The sequence below is a fragment of the Weissella tructae genome (assembly GCF_000732905.1).
Taxonomy (GTDB): Bacteria; Bacillota; Bacilli; order Lactobacillales; family Lactobacillaceae; genus Weissella; species Weissella tructae.
Genome location: NZ_CP007588.1, coordinates 1,295,964 through 1,321,660 on the forward strand (window position 1 = coordinate 1,295,964; position 25,697 = coordinate 1,321,660).

Sequence of the window (25,697 nt, forward strand, 5' to 3'; positions counted from 1 at the left end):
CAAATCATGATGCAAAGCCCCATTATCGGTAGATGCTTTATTCCACTTTAATCGTTTCTACGATACTGCGATGCAAATTGAACATGGGACATTCAATTATTTTCAAACCATGTATGGTTTTAACGGTAGTGGCCGCATTATCAACGCCGTCTATGGTCCAATTTTTGCCTATCTAGTAGGTGCACTTTTACTTATTTGCCAGAGTTGGTTCGTCTTCGAACTGGTATCTAGTTTCTTAGTTGTTTTTGTAGCTGGGATTGGGATTCGCTACTTAGCACGCGCCATGAATCTATCATTTACAGGGCAAATCGTCGCAGCGATGCTTTACATGACTATGCCGCTAACAAACCAATGGATGCTGAATCAATCTTTCACAGCAATTGGGGCTGCTGTCATTCCGTTCGTTCTAATCTATGGTGTTTACTTTTATACTCGCAAAGATAATTACCCTTGGATTAATTTGAGTATTGCCTTAGCCATACTGACGCAAATTCATTTCTTAAGTGCCTTAATCGCTTGTTTTGGTTTATTATGTTTCTTCATTGGTGCGCAAATCCGATCAACTGATACCTTGCGTACACTTTTTTGGCCCCTTATTCGGGCCATGGCGTTATTTGGTCTATTAATCAGTAATCTAGTCATTACTTTGATTGACGTTAATGCCTCTAACGAACTAAAGGCCCCTTTTATTCCAAGTAACATTATGGATAAAACGATGCACTTTAGTTGGGGCGCTTCTTCATTACGACAATACGGATTGGTTGGTATGGTCCTAATTGTGACTGTTCTAGTTGGACTGATTCTATACTATCGTCAATTCAAGGGATACCAACGAGACTTTGCCACCATTGGTTTAATCTTCTTGGTCTTGTCTTCTAGTCTAATTCCTTGGGATACACTACGTCATTTCTTCCCAACAATTGTGAACACACTACAGTTCCCATCGCGTTTAGCCGTGATTAGTAACATTATTTTAGCTATCTTAGCCGGATATTTCTTAACACAACTATTAGATAATATCCCTAATCAACGTCTAACACATCTGTTCATCATCAGCGGTATTGTATGCTTTAATCTTGCGTCAGTGTATGTGTCTGAAGTTCATTCAGCTTACTATTTCAAACAAGATCGTGTTATGAAACATCGTTCATATATGGTTGATCGCGGACAATTGTCGCCACAAGAAGAACGTGTTGCATGGACTGGTCAAGATTTGACTAGCGCAATGAATATGATTCAAAAGCAAACGCCTGATTATCTACCGGTCTCTAACTTGAGCCCCACAGATGATGCCTATCTACTATATCGTCAGGATATATTATTGAACGACCTGCATCCACAGATGAAAACATCACCCGAATTAACCCTCACTTGGAACTCAGATAAAGCAAAACAAAATGTCTTGGTGCCAACTATCGTGTATTCTCATTCTAAAGTCACACATAATGGGCAAGTGATTGAAAATCCTACAACGTCAAAGGTGGGGGCACTAATTATTGATGCACCGGCTGGAAAGAATACGATTACCAACCACTACGAACCAAACCGTGTCTTTTGGCCTGTTATTTATTTGAACATCTTTACTTGGATTGGCGCACTTATCGCGCTTGGTTGGCCTCGTCACCAGAAAGGATAAATATGTTAGCTATTCAATTGTCCGCATTCGGCACACCTGATGTGTTAAAAACAGCCGAAGTACCTGTCCCTGAATTAACACCCTCGCAAGTTTTAGTGCAAAATCACGCTGTCGCAATCGATCCTTATGACGTCAAATTTGTTGCCGGACTAATGGGTGATAAGCCATTACCACTCATTCCCGGTTCAAGTGTCGTTGGTGAAATTGTCGCTGTTGGTGACAAAGTTACTGACTTTGAAATTGGCGACCGTGTCGCGGCGACACGTTACTTAAAAGGTTATGCATCATTTGTACCCGTGCATCAAAAGAACTTAGCTAAAGTACCTGACAATCTATCTGATGAAGTAGCTGTGGCCGCTGTTTTAGGCGCAGCCACTGGTTTTGAAATGATAACAAGCGTTCTAGATGTACAAGCAAATCAAAACATTCTAATCACTGGTGCAGCTGGAGCCGTTGGAACCACTGCAGCTCAAATCGCTAAATTACGTGGCGCCAATGTTTATGCCTTAGTTCGTCCAAACCAAATGGAGCGTATGGCAGAATTAAACGTCTCTGTGGTAACAGATGATAATGTACCCGATATTATTTTTGACGGTGTTCTAAACACTATCAATGATAATGACTTAGCTCAGCAATTAATCCAACGTTTATCACCACAAGGTCAGTTCATTTCTCTAACGCCACTGCCTGAAGACATCACAGCAAGCGACAATGTCTCTGAAGTCTTTGCAAGTGGTACTGGTAATCATCTCTCTGCGCTCTTTACACATATGAGTGATGGCGACATCACGATTAATATCGCAGATGTTATGCCTTTTAACGAAAAAAATCTGCAGGCCGCTCACCGTATTATGCTTGAGGATCATCCCCAAGGTAAATTAGTGTTAACGTTTTAAGCAGTGAAATAAGATATGAAAAAAGCTCATTCATAATTGAATGAGCTTTTTTCATATTGTACCATTGAACAACTTTAATTTATTTTTCAATTGATTCAATGTATTCAGAGTCAGATTCAAATATTGCTTCGATTAACCTATCAAATTTTGATAAATCCGTAATAGTTAATCTCGCCATTAGGACAGATTTTTTAAAATCTTCTATCGTTTTTTCATCAGGAACAGCAACCATATTCTTTGTAATAGTATCCAAATTTTTTATCTTTAAAGACCTATTTGGATCAAATTCGATTGTATGCGCCATATCTTTAGATGCTAATGCTACATTATATTTATACGCAGACTTTACAACGAGGAAATATAATTCATTTGTCCCAGATGGACGGACTACCAATACATCTCCCGGTTTTACTGATAAGAAACGCACAAAATATCCAGTATATAAACCTAATGCACGCGAACTTAAGCCTGGATAATGTTGTTCAATTTTTGGGTATATGATATCTTTCTTTTTCTGAACAGAATATGTTGTAAATTCTGACAAGTCACCAATTGCAGGCCATCCAATAGCAACTATGTTATCTGCTATAAATTCCTCAATACGCTGCTCACCATTTGGACTTGATCCTAATTGTAAATATTTTTTATTAATAGCATCTTCTACGTCACGTTGTATATTCGCTAATAAATCAACTACTGATGTTCGCCCTGTTATTTTCCAAAACAATACCGTTCCTAATATCGCAATACCAATGAGAATTACACCACTGATTACATCACTTACTATACTTGAAATTATACTCTCCATTTCATATCCCTTTCTAAGACATGTATGTCACACACAAGATCCATACGTAGTTAAAAGACCGCTTAATCAATTGATTAAGCGGTCTTTTAATTTGCTTTAAATTAAGCTTCTTCTGAACCAAGGAACTTAGCAGTGAATGCAGCCAATGCTCCACCAACCATAGGACCAACAAGGTATACACCCATTTGACCCATAGCCTTAGCGTTACCCAAGAATGCTTCGAACAAAGCTGGGGCGAATGAACGTGCTGGGTTCAATGAAGCTCCAGTCAACGCACCACCAACGATGATCAATCCGGCTAGTGTCAATGCGATAACTAGTCCAGTTGCAACTCCGGCACCAAACTTCTTTGAAGTAACCATCAAGATGATCAAAACCAAGACGAATGTCAAAACAGCTTCGATAATTCCGGCGCTCAATGCACTAATTTGTACAACACCGTCGTTAGGGTAAGTTGTTGATCCAAGTTGAACTTGTGCCCACATGTCTCCCTTAACACCCATTGAGAACCAGATTCCCAAGATCATTGCTGAACCAGCCAATGCTCCCAACAATTGTGCTCCAACGTAACCAACGAAGTCTGACCAACCCATACGCTTGTTAATGGCCATAGCCAATGATACTGCTGGGTTCAAGTGTGCACCTGAAATTCCACCAAGTGCGTATGCTGCTGCAACGATTGCGAATGCAAATGCTAGCGCAACTGGCAAGATTCCACCTTGTCCTCCTGCAAATACAACGGCACCTGTACCCATTGCAACCAATAGCAAAGTTCCTAAGAATTCTGCCAAATATACCTTTAACTTATCCATGTTTGTTCTCCAATTCATTTCTTTAAAAACATATAGCTTATTATATAACATCCAATAATTAATGGAACTTAAATTTTAAAATTAACGACCAATAATTTTACGTGATGCAGCATCTAATGCAAACCAGACATCAGAAGCATTTTCTTTAAATTGTGCAATAAAGCTACCAAACTTTTCATTTGGTGTTGCCTTACCTTCTAACTCACTGTCCATCCCAACAACCCACAATTCAGTAAACGTTTCGTCCCAACGAATTGTGAAGTAGGCACCGTCAGCACGGTCATCAATGATATCTTGGAAACCATTACGCAATGCTTCCTTAATCACGTCTTCTTCAGTGACTTCAAACCCACGCGCTTGCATCAATACAACACGGTCACGTACGTCACTCATGTTTTCTGGAATCATATGTTCATCCATAGTAGTTCTCCTCCTCTTAATATCAGAATAACGTCACTCATTGTACCATAGTCCAAAAATACATTTGTTATTCTCTATTTTCTTTTTTTGATAATTAAATGTTTAGAAGTAGCGATCTGAAATCACGAACGCTACGGCATACGAACCCATCGTAATTAGCCATGTCACAACACAAATAATGTTAATCCAAACATAGTATCGATTAGATCTCTTGTTTTTCCACATCACTAACCAAGGTGCAATCAAATCCACAATCGGAATAAATGCACAGATAACTGTCAAAACTAATAACAACGCACTATCATCGAATGGCGTTTGCGCTTTAATTTTAGCGTAGTCTTGTTTGATATTTTCTTCTAAGCTATGTGTTGCACCATCCCCACTGTTGCTATGTATCTCATTTGATTCACTGTCATCATCGCCAACTTTATCCATCAACTGATCAATTGTTACCCCGTAAAGTTGACACATATCTTTAACTTTAGATATGTCTGGCATTTGTGAATTATTTTCCCATTTTGAAATTGATTGTCGTGATACATGAATGGCATCTGCTACATCATTTTGTGACAGATTGGCTGCATTACGACTCTCTTTTAACGCTTGTCCTAGGTCGGGCATTTGTTAGTCCCCTTTATCTCATAATAATCATAAATGATAGCACGAATCATTGGTATAGAGCAAATGTAAAGCATACTTTACATCGATGTAAAGTGGTTAGTTCCCCATAAATTCTCACAATCATGTACAGTTATAAGTGTAGTGATAGTGAAACTAAAAAGGGAGTTCAATACAATGAACAAAAAAATGAAATTAGCAACAATTGCTTGCGTATCTACTTTATTAATTAGTGTCGCACCTGTAGGGGTCGCACCTACCACAGCACATGCTGCTGAAAAAACACAAATTGCCACAGGCCTACCCGCATACATGAGTGACTGGAGTGTTTCAACTTCAGAAGATGGTCCACAATTATCAATGGCTCCATTCAAAATGTGGGGAACTAATTTATGGGTCAAGGCCTGGATGTGGTCTAAGATCAAATAATTTACGGATTCATACAGTATATATAACGTGACACACAATTAGGGGATTATGTGCCACGGATTGTTTTAGGGAAAAGTTAGAGGAGCTTTGAACATGGGAACCCAATTTAATTCATTAGTCGGTTGTGGCTTATTCACAAAAAACGATGCAGACGAGTCTGTCTCATCTCGTAAGTTAACAATATCTGACAAATTATTAAAGCAAGCAAATAAAGTGATTACTTTCAACGGCCGTCATTTTGTTATCAATACAGAATTAGCGAAAACATTGCCTAAAAATGCACTAGCTATTATTCGTGAAAAAGTACGTCGTACAAACTTGTACATTGAAGATGTACTTGATGTACAAGATCAAAATATCAACATTCAAACACCCGGTGGCGCAACAATTCCATTGTGTTGTACAGAAAATGCAAATGGTGCGCATGACTATACCGCTAATATTTCTTGGTATCACATTCGTTTTACCTTGAATCCAGAAAAAATCAAACAAGGATTAGGATCAACCCTACGTGTTGCGGGCCTACCTTTGACAAAGCAAACATTAAAAGTTGCGTGCTACCGCTCACACACTAATTTACGTGCTATTCATCATGACATCTGGTTCGATTACGATATCCTCAACGAAGAAGTTTGTTGTAACAGTGGTGTTGACTTAGCCCACATGTATGCACATTAATTGGATAAGGACATTCATTTAGAAAGGAGCCAATATGGAATGGCGTATTTTAGCTAAAACACTCTTACCACAATGGTTATCGTTATGGCTTATTCAACGTTTGACGTTGGGTGTACAAGACAAAATCATGTTTTACATCGTCGTTGGGTTGATTTCAACTACGACACTTACATTAGTAATTCATTACATGTCATACAAAGCACGCCATACTGAGGCTCACCAACATTCTAAATTAGAACACTGTTCCTGTTTTGCGGATTAGCATAGAAAGGTGTCCATACAATGAAAAATCCATTAATTTGGCCTGCCGCTAAATTAGCATTTAATAATACCTCAATCGCTTTAGGCTGGTCATTCTTAATATTTCTCGTAGCATCACTATTTTTTCCAAATGTCATGATGATGGTTCAAAAATCTAATGTGTTTTTGATAATATTCTTCATTGCCTCTTTTACAGGTGATTTTTCTCGCGCCTATCGTAAAGCAAAAAACGAAGCATAGAGGTGCCAATGTCTAAACATTCCATATGGTCAGCCTGCACATTAGCATTTTGGCAAACTATTCTTAGTATCGGCTGGCTAATTTCATTAGCTTTAGCTATCTCGTTAGCACGTGGTAATTCAATTGGTTACTTCATCAATGATTATGGAAAACTTTTTCTATACATTGAAATCGGTCTCTTTATCATTGCGTCGACCTATAATTATCAGTTTTCGAAACAAAATCATACTTAAAAAAATTCTTTTATACCCAAAACACGTATCCATTGTCGCGATACGTGTTTTTATTTATCCATTGATATATTGATGTCCTATCAGGTTATTATTGAGCCACCTTGCAAGAACGCCTATAATAGAAATAATGAACATATCAAAGGAGCTTATCATGGTCGAAGCAATCACAGCACAAGAGATGCAACTATTAGAACGTTACACAATCGATGAAATTGGGGTCTCACCATTAGTCTTAATGGAACGTACCGCTATGTCAGTCATCGAAGTCTTAGGTGCGGGTGATTTTGACCTGAGCAATGTCCTTGTTCTATGTGGACTAGGAAATAACGGTGGCGATGGAATTGCCATTGCACGTCTTCTAATTCAAAAAGGCATTAATGTTGATTTGTTAATCCTTGGTGACGAAAAGCGTGCTTCACCACGTACACTAAATCAACTAAACATCGCACGTAACTATGGTATTGAAGTAAAGCAACGCGCTAGCGACTTCCGTAGCTACACAGCCATCGTAGACGCCTTGTTTGGAATTGGCTTGTCAAAGCCTGTTCCTGCAAAGCTAGGTGATGTGATCAAGCGTATTAACTCAGCTAACGTACCAGTTGTCTCTGTTGATACACCATCAGGATTAGATGCCACAACTGGAGAAATCTTGGGATCATCAATCCGCGCAGCCGCAACGGTTACGTTTGGTTACGCAAAAACTGGACTCCTAAAAAATGAAGGTTTGAAGCGTGCCGGAAACATCTACGTTAAAGATATCGGAGTTTACAAGTACCCTGACTTCGACGCTGAACAAGCTTCAGCAGAATAGGAGAATCCATGCAGATTGCACTTATTGGCGCCGGACCGCGCAATCTGATTCTTACCGAGCGTTTGATTACTTATGCAAATCAATCAATTATGCCAGTAACCATCACCTTGTTCGATCCATTTCCAATTGGAGGCCGCGTTTGGTCCCCTGAACAAAACCCAACATTCATCGCAAATACCATTGCGTCCCACGCAACTTTATTTTCAGATGATACAATTCCATCAGTATATGGTGGCCTACGTGGACCTAATTGGTTTGACTGGCTACAAACTGATGCAAAGGCGTTTATTCAAGACCAAAACTATACACACGCCGCATCCTTTTTGGAAACAATCGATACAATTACACCCAACACTTACCCTGCACGCGCATTATTTGGTGCGTACAGTGCCTGGGCTTTTCAACAAATCAAAGCTCATGCAAAGACACATGTTAACGTGGAACACCGTCGTATTTCGGTTTCCGCTCTAAACACAACAAACACTGTCTTTGAATTGACATTAGATAATGGCGAACTGTTTTCTGCCGACAAAGTTGTGTTAACGCCTGGCCAATTACCTAATGCGCCAACAGCCGAAGAAATCAATTTCGCAACAGCAGCTGAAACCAATCAACTAATTTACCTACCAGTTGGTCATCCTGGCGAAGCCGCATTAGAAGAGTTACCAGCTAAAGCCCCCGTTATCATGCGTGGTCTTGGTTTGAGTTTCTTCGACTATATGGCTGCCTTAACAATTGGTCGTGGCGGTAAATTCATTCGTCAAGAATCTGGGGCATTAACTTACGAAGCTTCTGGACAAGAACCTCATATTATTGCTGGTTCTCGTCGTGGCCAATTGGCGCATGCACGTGGTGTAAACCAAAAAACAGCCCACGTTAGTTATGAACCAAAGATTTTTACCACTGCACGTCTAACAGAAACCGTACCTGCATCATTCGATACTTTTTTCCGCTTAATTAAAGCCGAAATGCAATTAGTCTATTACACTAACCTATTACGTGAACAACCTGATATTTATTCCGGTAATCATGCCAATTTCTTACAAACACTAATTGATAGCCCTGATGTAGAACAAGCGGTCAAAGATTTCGATTTCCCGGTAGAATATCGCTATGATTGGGACCATGTATTCCCACATACAACTTCATCTGACGCACTGCAGATGTCACAACTACTTCAGTTAGACATCATGGATGCGAAGCAAGGAAATGCCTTTGGCCCTTATTCTGCATCGTATGAAGTTGTCAAAGACCTTCGTGCATTGATCCGTAAGTATCTAGCTAATGGTATTTTTGATGGGACAAATTACGAAGCATTTCTAACCGAATTTGGACCCTTCAATAATACCGTTGCAGTTGGTCCGCCGCTTGAACGTATTGAACAATTAGACGCTTTAATTCAGGCTGAAGTTATGACGATTACCGGTCCAGAGTTAAAAGTTTCAGTTCAAGACAATCAATACCTGGCACAAGATAGTACTGGCGAACATTGGCAAGCACAAGCTTTGGTAGAGGCTCGCTTACCCACAACGAATCTCAATAAAGTCATTGATCCATTAATGTCTCAATTACGTGAAACACATGCCGTTCAAGAATATACTATGTCTCGTGAAGATGGCTCAACTTACCAAATTCCGGCCACAGATGTAAATATTCAAACGCTTCAAGTCCAAACACCAACTGGACAATTGGATAATTTCTTTATTTGGGGATTACCAACTGAAGGAAAGCGTTGGTTTACTACCTTCTTACCCCGACCAGATGATGGCGATTTAAATATGCGTGATGCTGAAACGATTGCACAAACCATGTTTCAAAATAGCTAAATTGTGATAACAAAATAAAAGGTGATGTTACGTTATGCGTAACATCACCTTTTTTAATTAGTCATCATTTGATTCTTTTTCATGCTCGGCCAATTGCGTTTCAACTAGTTTAGCACCTAACATCATCATTACCGCAACAAACGCTGCAACAGCGCCAGTCACGATGAATGTCGTGTAGTCACAGTAACTCCCATCAAAAAATGATGAGATACTCAAACCAACCCATACAATAACAAATGGAATAACAAAACGTTGCACACTAGTACGAGTGAATTTTTCCAATAACATCCATGTCACATACATTCCAATCAACATAATCACAAAGGACATGTTATACCATACTTCCCGACCCGTTATAATGTTTGATACCAACGTAACAATGAATACTCCTACCACCAGAGCTACCAAATTCTGTTGGAATGGTAACAATGACGCCCACTTCTTCTTAATCATCATTTTAAAATCCCCCTAAGATTTAACATGATTATTTCATACCCTCATATGTCTACTATCTTAACACATACCAAAAGGGAAGAATGGTTAACATCCTTCCCTTTTAATTAAATTTAGTCTTCAGACACAAAGCTTTCTTCTTACTTAGGCCAGTTAGCCTTAATATTTGCAAGTGTCACATCTTTGGTTGAAGCAAATAGAATATCTGCATCACTTAGGGCATCTGCATCCCCAATTCCCACGGACATTTCACCCGCACCATTAATTGATTGAATCCCAGCGCCAGAATCTTCCAATCCAATTACTTCTTCAGGTGCTAAGTTCAATACGTCCGCAGCTGCTTTAAAAATGGCTGGATCTGGCTTTCCTGCCGCAACAGATGCTGGATCAACAATCGCTTCAAAGTAATCTGAGATACCCAACCGATCGACGATAAAACCAGCATTCTTTGATGCCGACGCAATACTCATCTTGTACCCTGCCGCTTTTAATTCAGCCAAGAATTCACGCATGCCTGGTAAGGCATCATCAGGCGTTAATTCTGAAATCAAATTACGGTAGTTATCATTCTTCTTAGTCGCCAACGCTTCTCGGGCTGCCAAATCATATTCATCAGCCATACCACCCGTCGTTAGAATCAAATCCAAAGAACCCATACGGTCAATTCCTTTTAGATTTTCAGCTAATTCTGGTGTCCATGTTGTCCCAACTTCTTCTGCAATTTGACGCCAGGCAATTGAATGGAATTTGGCTGTATCAGCCAAAACACCATCCATATCAAATGCGAATCCTTTAATATTTTCAAATGTCATAGCGCTTATCCTTTAGTAAAAGTCTGTGCCGTATTCGCAGCCAATGAAACTGGTTGTCCATATACTTCAACATCCAATGGTGCATCAGCCATTACAGTCACTGCTTCAGGTGTCATTTCAAACGTCAACATTGTGCCACGGTACTTTTGCGTAAAGGCTAGACGATGCCAAGACGTTGGTAGATTTGGTGCAATTGAGACCAATCCATCACGTAACATTACCCCACCAAATTCATTTTGAATGACTTCTAATGTTTCACCCATAACACCAATGTGAACACCTTCTGCAGTGGTTCCACCTTGAATGTCATAGTAGTCAGAACCAATCGCAGTTGTTAGGTAATCTAGGGCTTCATCCATATTATTCAAAGTCACATCAATTCCAGCAAATACCGGACGTGAAGTTGTTGAACCGTGGACTGTACGCGCTAGATAATAATCCTTATTCAAGGCCAACCAATTCTCTGGTAAGTCGTAACCAAGTTGCGCAACAAGCTTGGCCATATGACGATTACCTAAGTTGTAAATGGTCATTAGCGTGTCTGCTTGCTTGGCGACTTGGTAATCATCTGGTGACAATCCTTCTGCCTTCAACAAACGATCGATACGGTGAATGTCGCCGTACTTCGCTTCATATGCTGCAAAATCTACCGCTTCTAAATCAAAGTAACCCGCATATTGCGCAATGATTCCTTCAGGACTAATTTCTAACGCTAATCCCTTAGAAACATTCTTGGCTAGGTTTAGCCAATCTGAACCAAAGTCTGTTTCATGTGCAACTGATTCAAACATTTCTGTTTGCGTTTCAGCTAATTCAAGCAACCAGTTCAATGACCATGTCAGCATCAAATTCGTGTAGGCATTATCCTTAATCCCACCGGCTTCTGTACCTGGGTATGCTTCATGATATTCGTCAGGTCCCATAACTCCAGCAATGTGGTAACGTCCATCTGCATCTTCTTCAGCCTTGTTCAACCAGAACTTTGTTGTTTCCAACAACAATTCCAGACCACCTTCACGTAGTAATGATGTATCACCTGTGATTTGTGTGTAGACCCAAATGTTGTAAGCAATGGTCAATGACACGTGACGTTGTAGGCGAGAATTGTCTGGTTCCCATTCATTGTTAACGGTGTTCAAATGGATGAACTGTGATTGTTCATCTCCGTACATCCCTGATTGCCATGGGAACATCGCCCCAGCTTCACCGTCTAAAATAGCATTCTTCTTCGCCGCATCAATACGCTTGATTCGGTAACGCAAGATATCGCGTGCTGTTTCTGGATCATTCGCAGCATAATATGGCACCACAAAGATTTCATCCCAGAAGATGTGTCCACGATATCCTTCACCTGTTAACCCACGTGACCCAACGGATGCATCTAAATCCTTATTGGCCTCATGTTGCGCCGCTTGACGAATATGGAAGATATTCATACGAATCATCAATTGCATGTCAGGATCGTCAGAGTCTAATTGAATGTCCGCCGTTTCCCAAACTTCTTGCCAGTATGCTGTACTACTTTCAATTACCTTATCAACACTATGTGTAGCCAAAGCTGCTTGAACAAATACTAGTGGTTCTGACAATTCATAACTTGTACCAATTGCAATTAACTTATCAATTTGTACCGTTTGATTTGTTTGTAGTGTAACTTCACCCGTTGACACTTGCATGTCTGCCGGACCTTCAACATTTTGGAATGTCATCACATCACTAGTTGTTTCAGCACCAACGACAATATCAATATCAGTACTACGTGTCTTAGCAGTTAAAATATCACCAGCAATTTCAGTTACATTGAATTCACGTGAATCAAATGCACGGTAACGTGCAACGTTTTGATTCAAAAGAGTTCCATCAATGATACTTTCTACTTGCAATTGTGCTGAAAAATCAGCTGTAATCGCCAGTTGAATTCCTAGCATGTGGTATTGCTTAGGGTCGACCGCTTTCACTGTACGTAAAGTCAATTGACCTTGTGGCACGGCTACGGTTAGTTCTTCGGTGAACAAACCGTTTTGGAAATCAACCCCGGCTTCACGATGTGTAATCGTGTCATGGTTAATGACGACTGGTTGGTCATCCAAAGTTAATTTAAATAGCTGTGGATTTGGCAGATTGACCATATCTTCGTTCACAACATCTTTGTTCGCAACTTCTGTTCGTGTTTGATTAAAGACACCTGCAACATATAGTCCGGGATAGTTGTGTTCATCAAATGATTGAAATACTGATGCACCACGCCAACCAACATATCCATTTCCCAATGTCAAAAGTGATTCTTGTCCGTAGGCACGTTTTTCCGTTTCTAACCCGTTATACATTAAACGCCATGCTTTTTCTGCCATCCTTAGCTCCTTTATTTAGTCATGTTTATACAATATTGTTTTATTTAATTACTTTTCAACTGCATCCTTGAAGACGTTCTTCTTAGCCACATCTTCCTTCACAACACCGTCATTCTTAAATCCAAAGAAGTAAGTCAATGTAAATGAAATGATCATTGTTACTGCAGTTGCTAGCCAGAAGACCATAAAGTTGTTTGGATTGTCCGCAGGTGAAGCAAAGTTAGGGAATCCAATCAATGATCCTGAGAAACCGTACATGTGTAGGTCTAGCAAACCAGCTAGCCCTGCCCCAAAGGCGGCCCCAATAGATGATGTGATAAATACACGACCGTACTTCAAGTTAACTCCGTACATTGCAGGTTCGGTAACACCAGCAAATGCAGACAAAGCACCTGAACCAGCTAATGCCTTAAGTGCAGCATTCTTAGCCTTAAAGAAGACAGCCAATGCTCCGGCACCTTGCGCCAACATAGTAAATGAAACAATCATGTTAATGTTTGATTGCCCAGTTTCGGCAATTTGTTGTGTCAAAATTGGAATAACCATCCAGTGCAAACCGAAGATAACCAAAACTTGGTAAAGTCCACCAATAATGAAACTTGCAATTGCCAAGTTCAAGTTAATCAACCCTGTAATCAATGCAGCGATTCCAGATGAAACGATAGAAATAACGGGTCCAACACCAATCAAAACGATTGATCCAACAATGAACAATGTGAACATTGGTTGTAGAATTGGACGCAAAGCAAGTGGCAAGTGGTTCTTAAAGAAATTCCCTACTGGGCGAGCCAACCAGGCCGCAAAGATGATTGGGAAAATTGTGTAAGCGTAGTTCGGAATGTTAATTGACAATCCCATATATGTGGCATTTAGCGGAACACCGAACAAAGTCCCTAAGATTTCGGGTTTTACAATTGTGTCTCCAGCAATATGTGGTGTCGTTAATGCCTGGACCGCTGGGTGAATCATAAATCCACCAATCGCGGCCACAACATATGGATCAGACTTCAATTGCTTAGCGGCTGAGAAACCAACTAACACAGGCAAGAAGTAGAACGGTGCCATCGCCATTGAAGACAAGATAACGTACGTATCTGACCCTGAATCAATCCAATTTAACAAAGTTGGTTCTGACATCAATGTCAAAAGTCCGTTGATCATACCACCAGCAGCCAACAATCCGATAATTGGAATCATTGATCCCGTAATCGTTCCAACCAAAGCTTGGAACATACCACCAATTGAATGTGGCTTCTTGTCGCCTGTCTTTTCAGGTTCTTCATCTGGTGACAAACCTAATTGTTCTGCCAATTCTTCATACACATCCGCTACAGCTTGTCCGATAACAACTTGGTATTGACCAAGTTGTTCGTTATAAACTGCCCCGGCTACACCATCAAGTGCTTCAATCTTTTCTGTTTGCGCCTTTGATGGATCCTTCAAATAAAAACGTAAACGTGTTACACAATGAATCGCATTATCAACGTTGTCTTTTCCACCAACGTTTTCAATAATTTCTGCTACTAATGCAGAGTAATCTTTCTTTGCCATATCGTTTCCCCTTTGCCTAATTGGCAGTTGCTTCCCCAACAATCGCACCTGCAGTAACGTCACCCGTTGTTACATTTAGTGCCGCTAACTTGTCTGCAGTATTTGTAATAACAATCATCGTTGTTGTTGGTAATCCCGCTGCTGTAATTTGATCCCAATCTACATTTGCTACGGCTTCTCCAGCTTCAACAACATCACCTTCTTTGACCATCATTTCAAAAGGTGCACCATCCAAACTCACAGTATCAATTCCCATATGCATCAAGATTTCTAATCCGTCTGCTCGCTTAAATCCAAGTGCGTGTCCTTGTACCATTGTGACTTCACCAGATACTGGTGAAACCACTCGGGCACTAGTTGGTTCAATCGCAAAACCATCACCCATTAACTTTCCTGAAAAAACAGGATCTGGTACAACCGTCAAATCAATCACGGTTCCATTTACTGGTGCGTATAACTTATCATCCACAACAACATCTTTCTTTTTCCCAAATCCAAACATGTTTTGCCTCCTATTAATTGCGACGACGTGAAAATTCTACGTTACTAAAACGGTCTGCGCGATGTCTTGACTCAGTGAACGACAGTAAGCGGTTATCCGTCAAATGTGTTTCACTTCGTATCACAACCACAGGTGAACCAATTGCCACTCCTAGACCTTTATGATCTTGTTGATTGGCTGGTTCAATGGTCATGTGCTTAATCGCGTAATCTATTTGGAGCCCTAAGTCATGTTCAAAATAATTGAAAATTGACTCAGCAGCGGCTTCGCGTGGTAAATGATCTACAACAGCTTGATTGATGTAGTCATAATCAATAACTGTCGCTTCACCGCCAACATTACGGCGACGAATTAACTTGGTACTCATAAGGTCTGAATCAATTGCTGATTCAATTCTCAGATTTTCTGGTACTTCGTGATTTTCTTCTAAAAACAAAACATCATTTGTAGACGTGATGTTTCCTTCTACCATAACTTCTCGATAACTCTTTAATTGAGACATGGGAATGGCTACACGTTGTCGGTCTAAAACAATTGTTCCTTTACCTTTCAAACGTTGGACATAACCATCGTGAGCTAAGTTCACCATAGCTTTCCGAACCGTTTCACGTGAAACATTGTATTTCATAACTAACTTCGTATCGCTAGGTAAAAACTCCCCCGACGTATACTTTCCGCTTTTAATATCATCTAACATATCGCGATAAATGTTTTGATATTTATCCATCCCAAATCTCCCTTCAACGTTGTATCTATATTATAACTATCCTTTGTAAGCGATTACAACGGCTTGTGAAACCGTTTTCCCGAACGATGACTAGGCAGGTTTCAATAAAAAGCATCAGACTAGCCTTTCCAGCCTAAGCAGGTTTTTTAGACTTTTTATTAAATTATTTTTATGCCGTAAAAATAATTTGATTTTACTGTTTTTTGTGTAAAATATTTTAAAAAGTATTGTGATATTTCACTTTTTAGACATCATTCCTACTAAGCAGAAAGGATATTCATTATGAATCACACTAAATTACTACGTTCCTTACAAAAATCATTACTACCCAAATCGCCGCACGGGATGTCTCAGACATCTCACTTTGATAAAAATATGCGCTATTTCCGGCTACAATCACAATTACGAAAGAAAGAGTTAGCTGCGTTGTTGAATGTTGATACGTCGACGATTTCCAACTATGAACGCGGGCGACGCCGACCTAACTTTGACACCCTCATCCAACTGTCTGATATATTTGATGTCACCATAGATGAATTATTACGCTAAAAAAGCCCATACAGAGAATCCTCTGTATGGGCTTTTCGTATTTATAATGGCTATACGCATACGCTTAACAATGCGTCATAACTGTATTATTTTGAATTACTTTTCAGTTGAATCTGTTCCTTCAAAACGGTAACGCTTTGACTTTTGAATCGCAAAGTATGCCCATGACATCAATGAGAATGCCACGAAAATCAAGAACATAACGGTTACGGGATGTACAACTGATAATCCTGTTGACAATGATCCACGCAATGCATCAACTGCATACGTCATTGGCAAGTAAGTGTGTAGCCATTGGAAGAATCCTGAACTCAATTGAATTGGGTAAGTTCCCCCAGAACCTGATAGTTGTAGCACCAATAGAATCAATGAGATAAATGTTCCAATCTTACCAAGTGAGGCGGTAAAGAAGAACACAATACTCATGTCCATTATGGCCATTACAATCAATGTTACCAAGAACGCAACTGGATTAACTGGTGTAAGTCCAATCAAGGCAACTGAAACCAATGTTGTAATAATCGCTCCGACAAATACCAATACGAATGGAATCGTGTACTTACTCAACCACCATGCTAGTCCTGTCTTTGGATATGCTGATGGTTCTGTTAAGTTCATTGTGGCCATCAACGTAATCATTCCAACGAATACATAGATAGAAATCATGTATGGCGCCATTCCAGTTCCGTTGTTCTTAACTTCGGTACGGTCTGAGTGCGTTTCCTTGATTGGTGACGCAAACATATCTAGGTTTTTCTTGTCATCACGAACTTGCTTCACCTTGTCAGCACCTTCATGTAACTTTGATCCTAATTCATCAGATCCGTCATTCGCCTTCACAAGCCCTACAGACAATTGTCCGGCTCCGTCAGCTAATTGTCCTGAACCATCGCTAAGTTGTCCTACAGCTGATTGTAGGCGTCCTGAGTTAGCGTTTAGTTGGTTCAATCCACTATTCAATTGGTTAATTCCACCTACAGCTTGGTTTGCACCGTCTTGTAGTTGTCCATTCTTGCTTTGTAGTGTTTGCAATCCACCAACCAATTGTTGTGTTCCACCTGTTAAGGCACCACTATTGGCTTGTAGTTGGTTCAATCCACCAGCTAATGTTTGACTACCTGCATTCAACTTACCACTGTTTGCTTGTAGTTGGTTCAATCCACCAGCTAATGTTTGACCACCTGCATTCAGCTTACCACTGTTTGCTTGTAGTTGGTTCAATCCACCAGCCAATGTTTGACCACCTTCATTCAACTTACCACTGTTTGCTTGTAGTTGGTTCAATCCACCAGCTACTTGCTTTGCACCACTGTTTAATTCGTCATTCTTGTCAGTTAATTGACCAAGTCCCGCATTCACAGCGCTAGCACCTGGTGCTAACTTTGCACTAGCATCTTGTGTCTTTTGTACATAACCAGTCATTCCTGCATATAATTGGTCATATCCATCTGCTAATCCACCTAATTGACCCGCTTTTTCTGCTTGCGTCTTCAATGCAGCTTGTAGAGTTTCTAGATTTTTCTTTGACTCTGTCACACTATCCATCAAGGTAGCGCGATCCTTAGCTGATAGGTCAGGGGATTGTAGCAATCCACCTAATGTTTGAATTTGTGTAGCTAATCCTTCCATACTTGCAAGGATTTGTTGTTGTTCAGGTGTTGAGCCTTCGCTCATTGACTTTAATTGGGCAACTTGTTTCTTATATTCATCCATTCCCGCAGTCAATTTCGTAACATCATCACTATGCAATGATTCATTTAATTGTGTCAATCCATCAGCAACTTGCTTACTTCCAGCCTTAGCTTCTGATACACCAGCTGTGTATTGATCAATTCCTGATACTAACTTCGGAGAGTTCGCAGCTAATTGATTAACACCATTCGTGTAATCACTAATCCCTGATGCCAATCCTGGTGCTCCAGCGGCAGCCTTCTTAACACCATTTGTGTAATCATTAATTCCGGATACCAATCCTGGTGCTCCAGCGGCGGCCTTGTCAACACCATTTGTATACTCATTAATTCCTGATACTAACCCTGGTGCTCCAGCGGCGATTTGATTAACTCCGCCTGTATACTTGTTCAATCCAGCCAATAGGTCTGGTGCCTTCGTTGCGGCTTGGTCAACTCCACCTGTGTATTGGGCAATACCAGATTGTAGTTGTGATCCCCCATCAGCTAACTTTTGTGAACCAGCTGCGGCAGTTCCAACACCATTTGTATATGTGCCAAGCCCTGTTGAGAATTCACCAAGTCCATTATTTAACTTAGTTGCACCTTCATCAAGCTTGCCGCTTCCATCCTTAAGTTGTCCCAATCCATCAGATAGCGTGTCGGCACCATCCCCAGCTTGTTGCAAACCAACTCCAGCCTTCTTGAATTGGCTCAACACAGTTTGTGCATACGTGTGTGTTACCTTTTCTTGTACTTGAGCCTTGATACGACCTGCAGCAATTTCAGAGAACTTTGAGGCTGTAAAGTTGTGACCAGCACTTGTTTCATAAGTTAAGTTCATTGGCTTAGGATTCTTATCCATCACTGTCAATGAATCAGATGAGAAGTCTTCTGGAATAGTGATGGCCATGTAGTACTTACCAGCATCTAGTCCTTCACTTGCTTCTTCAGCGCTCATGATATTAAAGTCCATATCATCGCTTGTTTCCAAAGTCTTTGTTAGTTCTTCACCAATATTAACTTGCTTACCTTCTTTTTCGGCAGGCTTGTCGTGGTTAACAACGGCAACAGGAAAACTATCCATGCGTTCATATGTATCCCACATTGACTTCAAGAAAATTGTTGAATAAATTGATGGGATTAACATAACCACAATCAAAGTAATCATCAACAAACGATTCTTTTTTACCTTACCTAGTTCTTCTTTTAGCATGCTCATGGCTGCCTCACTTTCTTCATTACGTCCCCGTCTACATCTAGAATGTTAGACAACTTAAATGTTGATAACTTCTCACAATAGGCTTGTTCTGCATCATTAAAGATTTGAACAATGTCTGCTTCCTTCTCCCGAATATAATGCTTGTCACTCACAAAACGATCTGCAATGTGCTTTGGACGATACATCGTCTCACGACCTTCGATCGCATAATACACATCAAGCAACGTTAATTCTTCTAGTGCTTTGTTGATGAAAAAACCCCCATTTTTTCCAGCACCAGAACTGATGATATTGGCATGTACTAATTGACCTAATATTTTTTTGATGTAGCTTTGCGATGTTCCTAGCTTCTCCACAATCTCCGCACTATTCATACGACGATCACGTGTTTTCTCTGCTGCTAGTAATAACACAATACAAATTGCTTCCTCAAAACTTTGTTTCAGTTGCATAGTCTGCCTCCTCATCTTTTATGCTGTTTAACATTTTACATTTAAAGACAATGAATGTCCACATTAAATCTACACAAATTTCACAAACATTGAAAATACAGTGTTATAGGCATTTGTGGACATAAAAAAAGTGAAAGTGCTAGTCCTAAGACGACATCTTTCACTCTTTTATATTCATATGTTAATAAGTCAATTCATCATCTTTACGAATTAAACACGGAAGAATGATGGTTGAATTTGCTTCCATACTTCTAGCACAACCGTTGGAATCAATGACAAGATTGCCACAACAACCCAGTGCATAATTGACAATTGTGTCAAACCAAATAGTCCAGCAGTTAGTGGAATCAAGGCAATGACCAATGTAATAACCGTTGCCAATAACGCCATGTTAACCAATGTTGGATTATCTGAGTACTTATTTGTAAACAATGACTTCTCCGAACGAATATTGAATACGTGGAAGATTGATGTCAATGACAAGACGATAAAGGCCATTGTTTGACCAATTTCGGCTGATGGCAACATACCACCAAGTGTCATATCACGACCAACCCAGATAGCTAGCAAGGTTACAATCATGAACAAGATTGCGTTCAATCCAATTTGCTTACCCAATCCATCCGCGAACAACTTTTCATCCTTGTCCATTGGTGGTTGGTTCATAACATTCGTTAACATTGGTTCACGACTCAAGGCAAACCCTGGAAGTCCGTCAGATACCAAGTTGATGAACAACAAGTGCACTGGCAACAATGGTGATCCCCATCCTAGCAACATTGCAATGATGATTACCAAGATTTCAGACATGTTCGCACTCAACAAGAAGTTGATTGTCTTACGAACCTTCACGTAAACACCACGACCTTCAGATACCGCATCCACAATTGTGGCGAAGTTATCGTCTGTCAAAATAATGTCTGAAGCGCCACGCGCCACGTCTGTTCCAGTTTCACCCATTGAGATACCAACATCCGCCGCCTTCAAAGCAGGGGCGTCGTTAACTCCGTCTCCGGTCATCGCAATGATTGCACCATTACGTTGCCATGACTTAACGATACGAATCTTGTCTGTTGGTGTCACACGAGCATACACCGCGTATTCCTTAACACGTTCGTCCAATTGATCATCTGACAATTCAGCCAATTCGGCCCCAGTCATTCCCTTGTCACCGTCACGCATGATACCGATTTCTCGGGCAATTGCACTGGCAGTTTCCAAATGGTCACCGGTAATCATCACTGTCTTAATTCCTGCGGCAGCTGCCTTAGCAACGGCTGGTGCAGATTCTGGACGTGGTGGATCGATAATTCCAATCAAACCGATCAATGATAGGTGTTGTTCATAGAATTCAGCTGTTGGTTCCGCTGGCATCTCATCAAAGTGCTTTGCAGTAATCGTCAAAACACGTAATGCGTCTTGTCCAAATCCCTTGTTAATTTCTAAGGCACGTTCCTTGTCACCATTTTCAACCATTGGCAACAACACGTCAAAGGCACCCTTTGTAATCGCAACGAATCCACCATCTGGATCTTGGTGAACAGTAGTCATACGCTTCTTTGTTGAGTTAAATGGAATTTGGTCCACAACTGGCCATTCCTTCAACAATTCAGTACGTGGCTTAACAGGTTGCATGGCACGAACAATCGCAACTTCAGTTGGCAAACCATCATATACAGTCTCACCTTCAACTTCACGTACATCAACATTTGTAGAAATCGCAGCAATAGACAATACGTTTTCTGCAGATGCATCCATACCATTATCAAGGTATGTTAGATGGTTGTTTTCGTTTGCCCATACTTCACGAACAGTCATCTTGTTTTGTGTTAGTGTTCCCGTCTTGTCAGACGCAATAACACTTGTCGTTCCCAATGTTTCAACAGCTGGTAGACGACGGATGATGGCATGTTTCTTCGCCATACGTTGCACACCCAGTGCCAACGTCATGGTCACAATAACGGCCAATGTTTCAGGCACCACGGCAACAGCCAATGAAATAGCTGTTAGGAAGATGTGCATCAAGTCCATTCCTTGGTATAGTCCCAATGCCATCACAAATGCCGCTGAAATAACGGCGATAATTGAGATGTTCTTTCCCAGTTGTACCAATCGTTGTTGCAATGGTGTTAATGGTGTCTTAGCTTCACTGTTCAACAGACCAGCAATGATTCCCATTTCTGATTGCATTCCCACGCCTGTAACAACGGCACGAGCATGTCCATTAACAATGGTTGTACCACGGTAAACCATGTTGGCACGTTCACCCAAATCAACATCCCCTGACAATACAACATCAGCGTTCTTAGTTGCGGGCACACTTTCCCCAGTCAAAGGTGATTCTTCGGCTTGTAATTCAGCAGAATCAATCAAACGCGCATCAGCGGCGATTGAACTTCCGTTATCAATCAACAGAATGTCCCCAACCACGATGTCATCGCCATCGATAAATTCAGGCTTACCATTACGTAATACCTTCACTTTTGACTTGTTCAACCCTTGTAAGGCAGCCAAAGAACTCTCGGCTTTACCTTCTTGTACAATTGAAAGCGTTGAGTTGATGATCACAATCCCGATAATCAACATACTTTCAAAGTAATTCCCAGTATTCTCCATGTAGGCAGTGATAAATGAAATCACAGCCGCAACCAACAAAATGATTGTTGCGACGTCATTCAAACTTATCAAAATCTTGCGTGCTAGCGATGGCTTTGCGGGTTCTACGAACGTATTTGCGCCGTATTCTTTACGATGCATTTCGACTTGTTGCGCGTCCAAACCTGTTTCTGGGTCAACTTTATAGTCAACCAGAACATCGTTGAGCGGCTTTTGATATTCTTTCAATGTTTCGTCCTCCCTATTCAGTCACGTTAACTTTACTCCTATATATTAATAAACCAACCTTAAAACGAGCCTTATTACACCGTTTCAATAGCCAAATCATATATAAATGAAAGGTTTCCTGACATGAGCCAAAACACTTTGTTCCTATATATAGGCCTCGTATTTGACATTTATTTTTAAGTCTTTATATTAGTAAGTACCCCAGTTTGTTGTGGTAGATCGAACCACACTAACCTATACAATCCCGAAAGGATATTCCCATGGTTCAAGCAAAATCTGCTTATTGGCAAAATATTGTTGATGCAGCACAAAACCATCCCGAAGTTGAAGGCATTGAAACATTGCCTTTCTTCACCCTAGCACCAATGGAAGCTGTTACTGATACAGTATTCCGTCGTGTTGTGGCACAAGCCGCCGCACCAGAAGCATTCTACACTGAGTTTACAAACGCACGTAGTATGTCACACCCTAAGGCTAAGTTCACTGTTCAAGGACGTCTTTGTTTTGTCCCTGAAGAACATTCAATTCCAATCGCTCAACTTTGGGGCGATCGTCCAATCGACTTCGAACTTGGAGTCGCTGATTTGAAAGAACGTGGATTTGAAGCTGTTGATATCAACATGGGTTGCCCAGACTCAACTGTTATCAAAAACGGTGGTGGTTCAGATTTGATTCGTAACCCTGAAAAGGCTGCGGAATTAATTCAAGCTGCTAAGCTAGCCGGTCTACCTGTTTCTGTTAAGACACGTCTTGGATTCAATAAGATTGATACATTCCGCGAATGGCTTCCATTCCTATTGAAGCAAGATGTTCAAGTATTGACTGTTCACCTACGTACACGTAAGGAAATGTCAAAGGTTGAAGCCCATTACGAATACATCGATGAAATCCTTGCGATGCGTGATGAAATTTCACCAAACACATTGATTCAATTCAATGGAGACATTAAAGACCGTGCACAAGGTTTGGCACTAGCCAAGGAACACCCTGGTATCGACGGAATCATGATTGGTCGTGGTGTCTTTGAAGATCCATATACATTTGAAGATACACCAACAGAACACACGCTTGAAGAATCATTAGCTTTGCTACGTCTACAATTAGACTTGCACGATGAATTCGATAAGGAATTTGGTCCTACTAACTTCCAAAAGCTAAAGCGCTTCTTCAAGATTTATGTTCGTGGTTTCTCATACGCGTCAGATTTGCGTGTTGCGTTGATGGAAACTAAGACAACAGATGATGCCCGCGATATTTTGGCTGAATTTGATGAACAATGGCAAGAACGTGTAAAGGCCGAAGCTGAAAACACACCTAGCTAAGCGTTTATCACTTAAAGAATATATAAAAAGACCCTGACACCATTGTATAAATGGTGTCAGGGTCTTTTTTAACCACTATTTCTTTTCGGATGATTTTTTCTCTAATTTATCAAAATCATCTTTATTATCTTGTTCTTCGTCATCACTCTCCATATGTCCAGGAAACACCGCCGAACTAATTTCACTTCCTAAATGAATTCGGTTATTTAATTTTTGGCTTTCGTAGTCCCATCCTTTTGAATTCCATCCTGTCTCGAAATACTCACGAATTTTTTCTACATTAAGCCTACGTATCTGACTAATTACACTTCCTAAATGAATTTGGTTGTTTAATTTTTGGCTTTCATCTTTCAATTCTTTGGAACCCCATCCTGTCTCGAAATACTCACGAACGGTATCTGCATTATGCTTACTCATCTGACTAATCACAGCACCTGGAACAATGCGCGCCTCTTTGACATAACTACCCTTATGATATGCCATAACATACGGATCCTTGATACCAGGGTTCATTCCAGTCGCCAAGGTTAATTTTGTCCATTCTGTTCCCATGTCATCATCTGCGAACCACTCTGTCCAGTACCCATCATTTGTTTTATTAAACGGCTTAACATACTTTTCACTGGGTAACTTAGCGTATCCTGTTTTATATTGTAAGAATGGATTCACACGATCAATTGTGTCAATCCCCTTCACGTATCCCACACCAAGTGTGATCAATCCAATTACCACAATTGATATGATTGTGCTCAAGAAAATCGTTGTTTTCTTATAACGTCCCTTCAACTTCACATCATTATCAATCGCTTGTGCGACGTTTTCTTGCTTCCTGACCATTTCTTCATGTCCCCCAAATAATAAGTGTTCGAAAGATACATCGAATAAATCACTGATACTTTTCAAGACATCCAGACTCGGATAATTCTTTCCAGTTTCCCACGTAGAGACGGTTTGCCGACTAACATGTAACGCATCAGCAAGGTCTTGTTGCGTCATCCCTTTGTCTTTTCGTAATTGCTTCATATCTTGATCAAAACTCATATCTTTACCCTACCTACCTTATCTGAAGATTCGTCTATAATACTAGCAAGCATCGCTGGCATTTGTCACGCAAGCTAGACTAGCATTCACTGTAATGTACATCCCATGCATGTTTTGAACATCACTATAAACAAAAGAGACCTAGATTTCACACGGAAATCTAAGTCTCTTTTTTATCTAAAGAACTTCTTTAACAACAATTCATTTCCTAATCGTTGTGACATTAACTGTGGATTAAGTCTTAAAATTTCAGAATACAAAAATTGTACTTCTGAATTTGCCTCACCACGAAGTATAACTGGCGACATTGTCTGTACAAAAACTAAATTACTTTTCAGATAATAATCTTTACTATCTACTAAAGCATGTTTGTATTCACGCAATTTTTGGCGTTCAAAATCCGTTAAGTTTAATTGTTCGACATCTTCATTTAGAATATCATCAACAATATTCACTAAATAATGAATAACCTTCTTCGGAAATAATCGATTAATAAGGGGAAGCAATTTTCGTTTCATCAGACCCTCCCGTCT

Annotated in this window: 25 protein-coding genes; 10 read left to right on the forward strand and 15 right to left on the reverse strand. The window is 40.3% G+C overall.

Annotated features, from left to right (window positions below):
- The first annotated feature begins 70 nt into the window (after positions 1 to 70).
- Positions 71 to 1,636: a glycosyltransferase family protein gene (locus tag WS08_RS06435; RefSeq protein ID WP_038528636.1), complete on the forward strand. Its 1,566-nt coding sequence runs from the start codon at positions 71 to 73 to the stop codon at positions 1,634 to 1,636.
- A gap of 2 nt (positions 1,637 to 1,638) precedes the next feature.
- Positions 1,639 to 2,532, forward strand: coding sequence for an NADP-dependent oxidoreductase (locus tag WS08_RS06440; protein ID WP_038528639.1), 894 nt, complete (start codon positions 1,639 to 1,641; stop codon positions 2,530 to 2,532).
- A gap of 79 nt (positions 2,533 to 2,611) precedes the next feature.
- Here the strand turns inward: WS08_RS06440 and WS08_RS06445 are convergent, their stop codons facing one another.
- From WS08_RS06445 to WS08_RS06800, 4 genes are all read right to left on the reverse strand, one after another.
- Positions 2,612 to 3,340 (reverse strand): hypothetical protein, encoded by a 729-nt coding sequence (locus WS08_RS06445; RefSeq protein ID WP_009765157.1) that lies wholly within the window; start codon positions 3,338 to 3,340, stop codon positions 2,612 to 2,614.
- A 101-nt stretch (positions 3,341 to 3,441) separates the two neighbouring features.
- Positions 3,442 to 4,152: an MIP/aquaporin family protein gene (locus WS08_RS06450; RefSeq protein ID WP_009765158.1), complete on the reverse strand. Its 711-nt coding sequence runs from the start codon at positions 4,150 to 4,152 to the stop codon at positions 3,442 to 3,444.
- A gap of 81 nt (positions 4,153 to 4,233) precedes the next feature.
- Positions 4,234 to 4,572, reverse strand: coding sequence for a hypothetical protein (locus WS08_RS06455; RefSeq protein WP_009765159.1), 339 nt, complete (start codon positions 4,570 to 4,572; stop codon positions 4,234 to 4,236).
- Positions 4,573 to 4,674: 102 nt separating this feature from the next.
- Positions 4,675 to 5,193, reverse strand: a complete 519-nt coding sequence (locus WS08_RS06800; RefSeq protein ID WP_009765160.1) for a helix-turn-helix domain-containing protein — start codon at positions 5,191 to 5,193, stop codon at positions 4,675 to 4,677.
- A gap of 174 nt (positions 5,194 to 5,367) precedes the next feature.
- On the opposite strand from WS08_RS06800, the gene WS08_RS06465 reads away from it, so the two are divergent.
- The 6 genes from WS08_RS06465 (at position 5,368) to WS08_RS06490 (ending at position 9,668) form a co-directional block, all read left to right on the forward strand.
- Positions 5,368 to 5,619, forward strand: a complete 252-nt coding sequence (locus WS08_RS06465; RefSeq protein ID WP_009765161.1) for a hypothetical protein — start codon at positions 5,368 to 5,370, stop codon at positions 5,617 to 5,619.
- Between the two features lie 93 nt (positions 5,620 to 5,712).
- Entirely contained in the window at positions 5,713 to 6,297 is a 585-nt protein-coding gene (locus tag WS08_RS06470) for a hypothetical protein (protein ID WP_009765162.1), read from the forward strand.
- Between the two features lie 34 nt (positions 6,298 to 6,331).
- Positions 6,332 to 6,559 (forward strand): hypothetical protein, encoded by a 228-nt coding sequence (locus WS08_RS06475; RefSeq protein ID WP_038528646.1) that lies wholly within the window; start codon positions 6,332 to 6,334, stop codon positions 6,557 to 6,559.
- 20 nt (positions 6,560 to 6,579) lie between these two features.
- Entirely contained in the window at positions 6,580 to 6,798 is a 219-nt protein-coding gene (locus tag WS08_RS06480; protein WP_009765163.1) for a hypothetical protein, read from the forward strand.
- Positions 6,799 to 7,182: 384 nt separating this feature from the next.
- Positions 7,183 to 7,842, forward strand: coding sequence for an NAD(P)H-hydrate epimerase (locus WS08_RS06485; protein WP_009765164.1), 660 nt, complete (start codon positions 7,183 to 7,185; stop codon positions 7,840 to 7,842).
- 8 nt (positions 7,843 to 7,850) lie between these two features.
- Positions 7,851 to 9,668 carry an FAD/NAD(P)-binding protein gene (locus WS08_RS06490; RefSeq protein ID WP_009765165.1) on the forward strand — a complete coding sequence of 606 codons (1,818 nt, stop codon included), beginning with the start codon at positions 7,851 to 7,853 and terminating at the stop codon, positions 9,666 to 9,668.
- Between the two features lie 57 nt (positions 9,669 to 9,725).
- On the opposite strand, the gene WS08_RS06495 is transcribed toward WS08_RS06490, so the two are convergent.
- The 6 genes from WS08_RS06495 to treR all read right to left on the reverse strand — a co-directional run bounded on the left by WS08_RS06495 (position 9,726) and on the right by treR (position 16,064).
- The gene (locus tag WS08_RS06495) at positions 9,726 to 10,124 is read right to left on the reverse strand and encodes a hypothetical protein (protein ID WP_009765166.1); all 399 of its coding nucleotides are present in this window, start codon (positions 10,122 to 10,124) and stop codon (positions 9,726 to 9,728) included.
- A gap of 137 nt (positions 10,125 to 10,261) precedes the next feature.
- Positions 10,262 to 10,933: a beta-phosphoglucomutase gene (gene pgmB, locus WS08_RS06500; protein ID WP_009765167.1), complete on the reverse strand. Its 672-nt coding sequence runs from the start codon at positions 10,931 to 10,933 to the stop codon at positions 10,262 to 10,264.
- Between the two features lie 5 nt (positions 10,934 to 10,938).
- Positions 10,939 to 13,284, reverse strand: coding sequence for a glycoside hydrolase family 65 protein (locus WS08_RS06505; RefSeq protein WP_009765168.1), 2,346 nt, complete (start codon positions 13,282 to 13,284; stop codon positions 10,939 to 10,941).
- A 48-nt stretch (positions 13,285 to 13,332) separates the two neighbouring features.
- The gene (locus WS08_RS06510) at positions 13,333 to 14,835 is read right to left on the reverse strand and encodes a PTS transporter subunit EIIC (RefSeq protein WP_009765169.1); all 1,503 of its coding nucleotides are present in this window, start codon (positions 14,833 to 14,835) and stop codon (positions 13,333 to 13,335) included.
- A gap of 16 nt (positions 14,836 to 14,851) precedes the next feature.
- On the reverse strand, positions 14,852 to 15,337 hold the full coding sequence (locus tag WS08_RS06515; protein WP_009765170.1) for a PTS sugar transporter subunit IIA: 486 nt from the start codon (positions 15,335 to 15,337) through the stop codon (positions 14,852 to 14,854).
- A 13-nt stretch (positions 15,338 to 15,350) separates the two neighbouring features.
- Complete coding sequence (treR, locus tag WS08_RS06520) at positions 15,351 to 16,064, reverse strand: trehalose operon repressor (protein WP_009765171.1); 714 nt, start codon at positions 16,062 to 16,064, stop codon at positions 15,351 to 15,353.
- A gap of 375 nt (positions 16,065 to 16,439) precedes the next feature.
- Between treR and WS08_RS07015 the strand changes: the two genes are divergently transcribed.
- Positions 16,440 to 16,613 (forward strand): helix-turn-helix domain-containing protein, encoded by a 174-nt coding sequence (locus tag WS08_RS07015; protein ID WP_009765172.1) that lies wholly within the window; start codon positions 16,440 to 16,442, stop codon positions 16,611 to 16,613.
- A gap of 96 nt (positions 16,614 to 16,709) precedes the next feature.
- Here WS08_RS07015 and WS08_RS06530 read toward each other — a convergent pair whose 3' ends face one another.
- The 3 genes from WS08_RS06530 to WS08_RS06540 form a co-directional block, all read right to left on the reverse strand.
- On the reverse strand, positions 16,710 to 19,505 hold the full coding sequence (locus WS08_RS06530) for a YhgE/Pip domain-containing protein (RefSeq protein WP_009765173.1): 2,796 nt from the start codon (positions 19,503 to 19,505) through the stop codon (positions 16,710 to 16,712).
- Positions 19,502 to 19,957, reverse strand: coding sequence for an RrF2 family transcriptional regulator (locus tag WS08_RS06535; RefSeq protein WP_009765174.1), 456 nt, complete (start codon positions 19,955 to 19,957; stop codon positions 19,502 to 19,504). Before WS08_RS06535 ends, WS08_RS06530 begins: the two co-directional genes overlap by 4 nt.
- 210 nt (positions 19,958 to 20,167) lie before the next feature.
- Entirely contained in the window at positions 20,168 to 22,801 is a 2,634-nt protein-coding gene (locus WS08_RS06540) for a cation-translocating P-type ATPase (RefSeq protein WP_009765175.1), read from the reverse strand.
- Positions 22,802 to 23,061: 260 nt separating this feature from the next.
- Between WS08_RS06540 and WS08_RS06545 the strand changes: the two genes are divergently transcribed.
- On the forward strand, positions 23,062 to 24,123 hold the full coding sequence (locus WS08_RS06545) for a tRNA dihydrouridine synthase (RefSeq protein WP_009765176.1): 1,062 nt from the start codon (positions 23,062 to 23,064) through the stop codon (positions 24,121 to 24,123).
- Positions 24,124 to 24,198: 75 nt separating this feature from the next.
- On the opposite strand, the gene WS08_RS06550 is transcribed toward WS08_RS06545, so the two are convergent.
- Positions 24,199 to 25,164, reverse strand: a complete 966-nt coding sequence (locus tag WS08_RS06550) for a helix-turn-helix domain-containing protein (protein WP_009765177.1) — start codon at positions 25,162 to 25,164, stop codon at positions 24,199 to 24,201.
- Positions 25,165 to 25,337: 173 nt separating this feature from the next.
- The gene (locus WS08_RS06555) at positions 25,338 to 25,682 is read right to left on the reverse strand and encodes a hypothetical protein (protein WP_009765178.1); all 345 of its coding nucleotides are present in this window, start codon (positions 25,680 to 25,682) and stop codon (positions 25,338 to 25,340) included.
- Between the last annotated feature and the right edge of the window lie 15 nt (positions 25,683 to 25,697).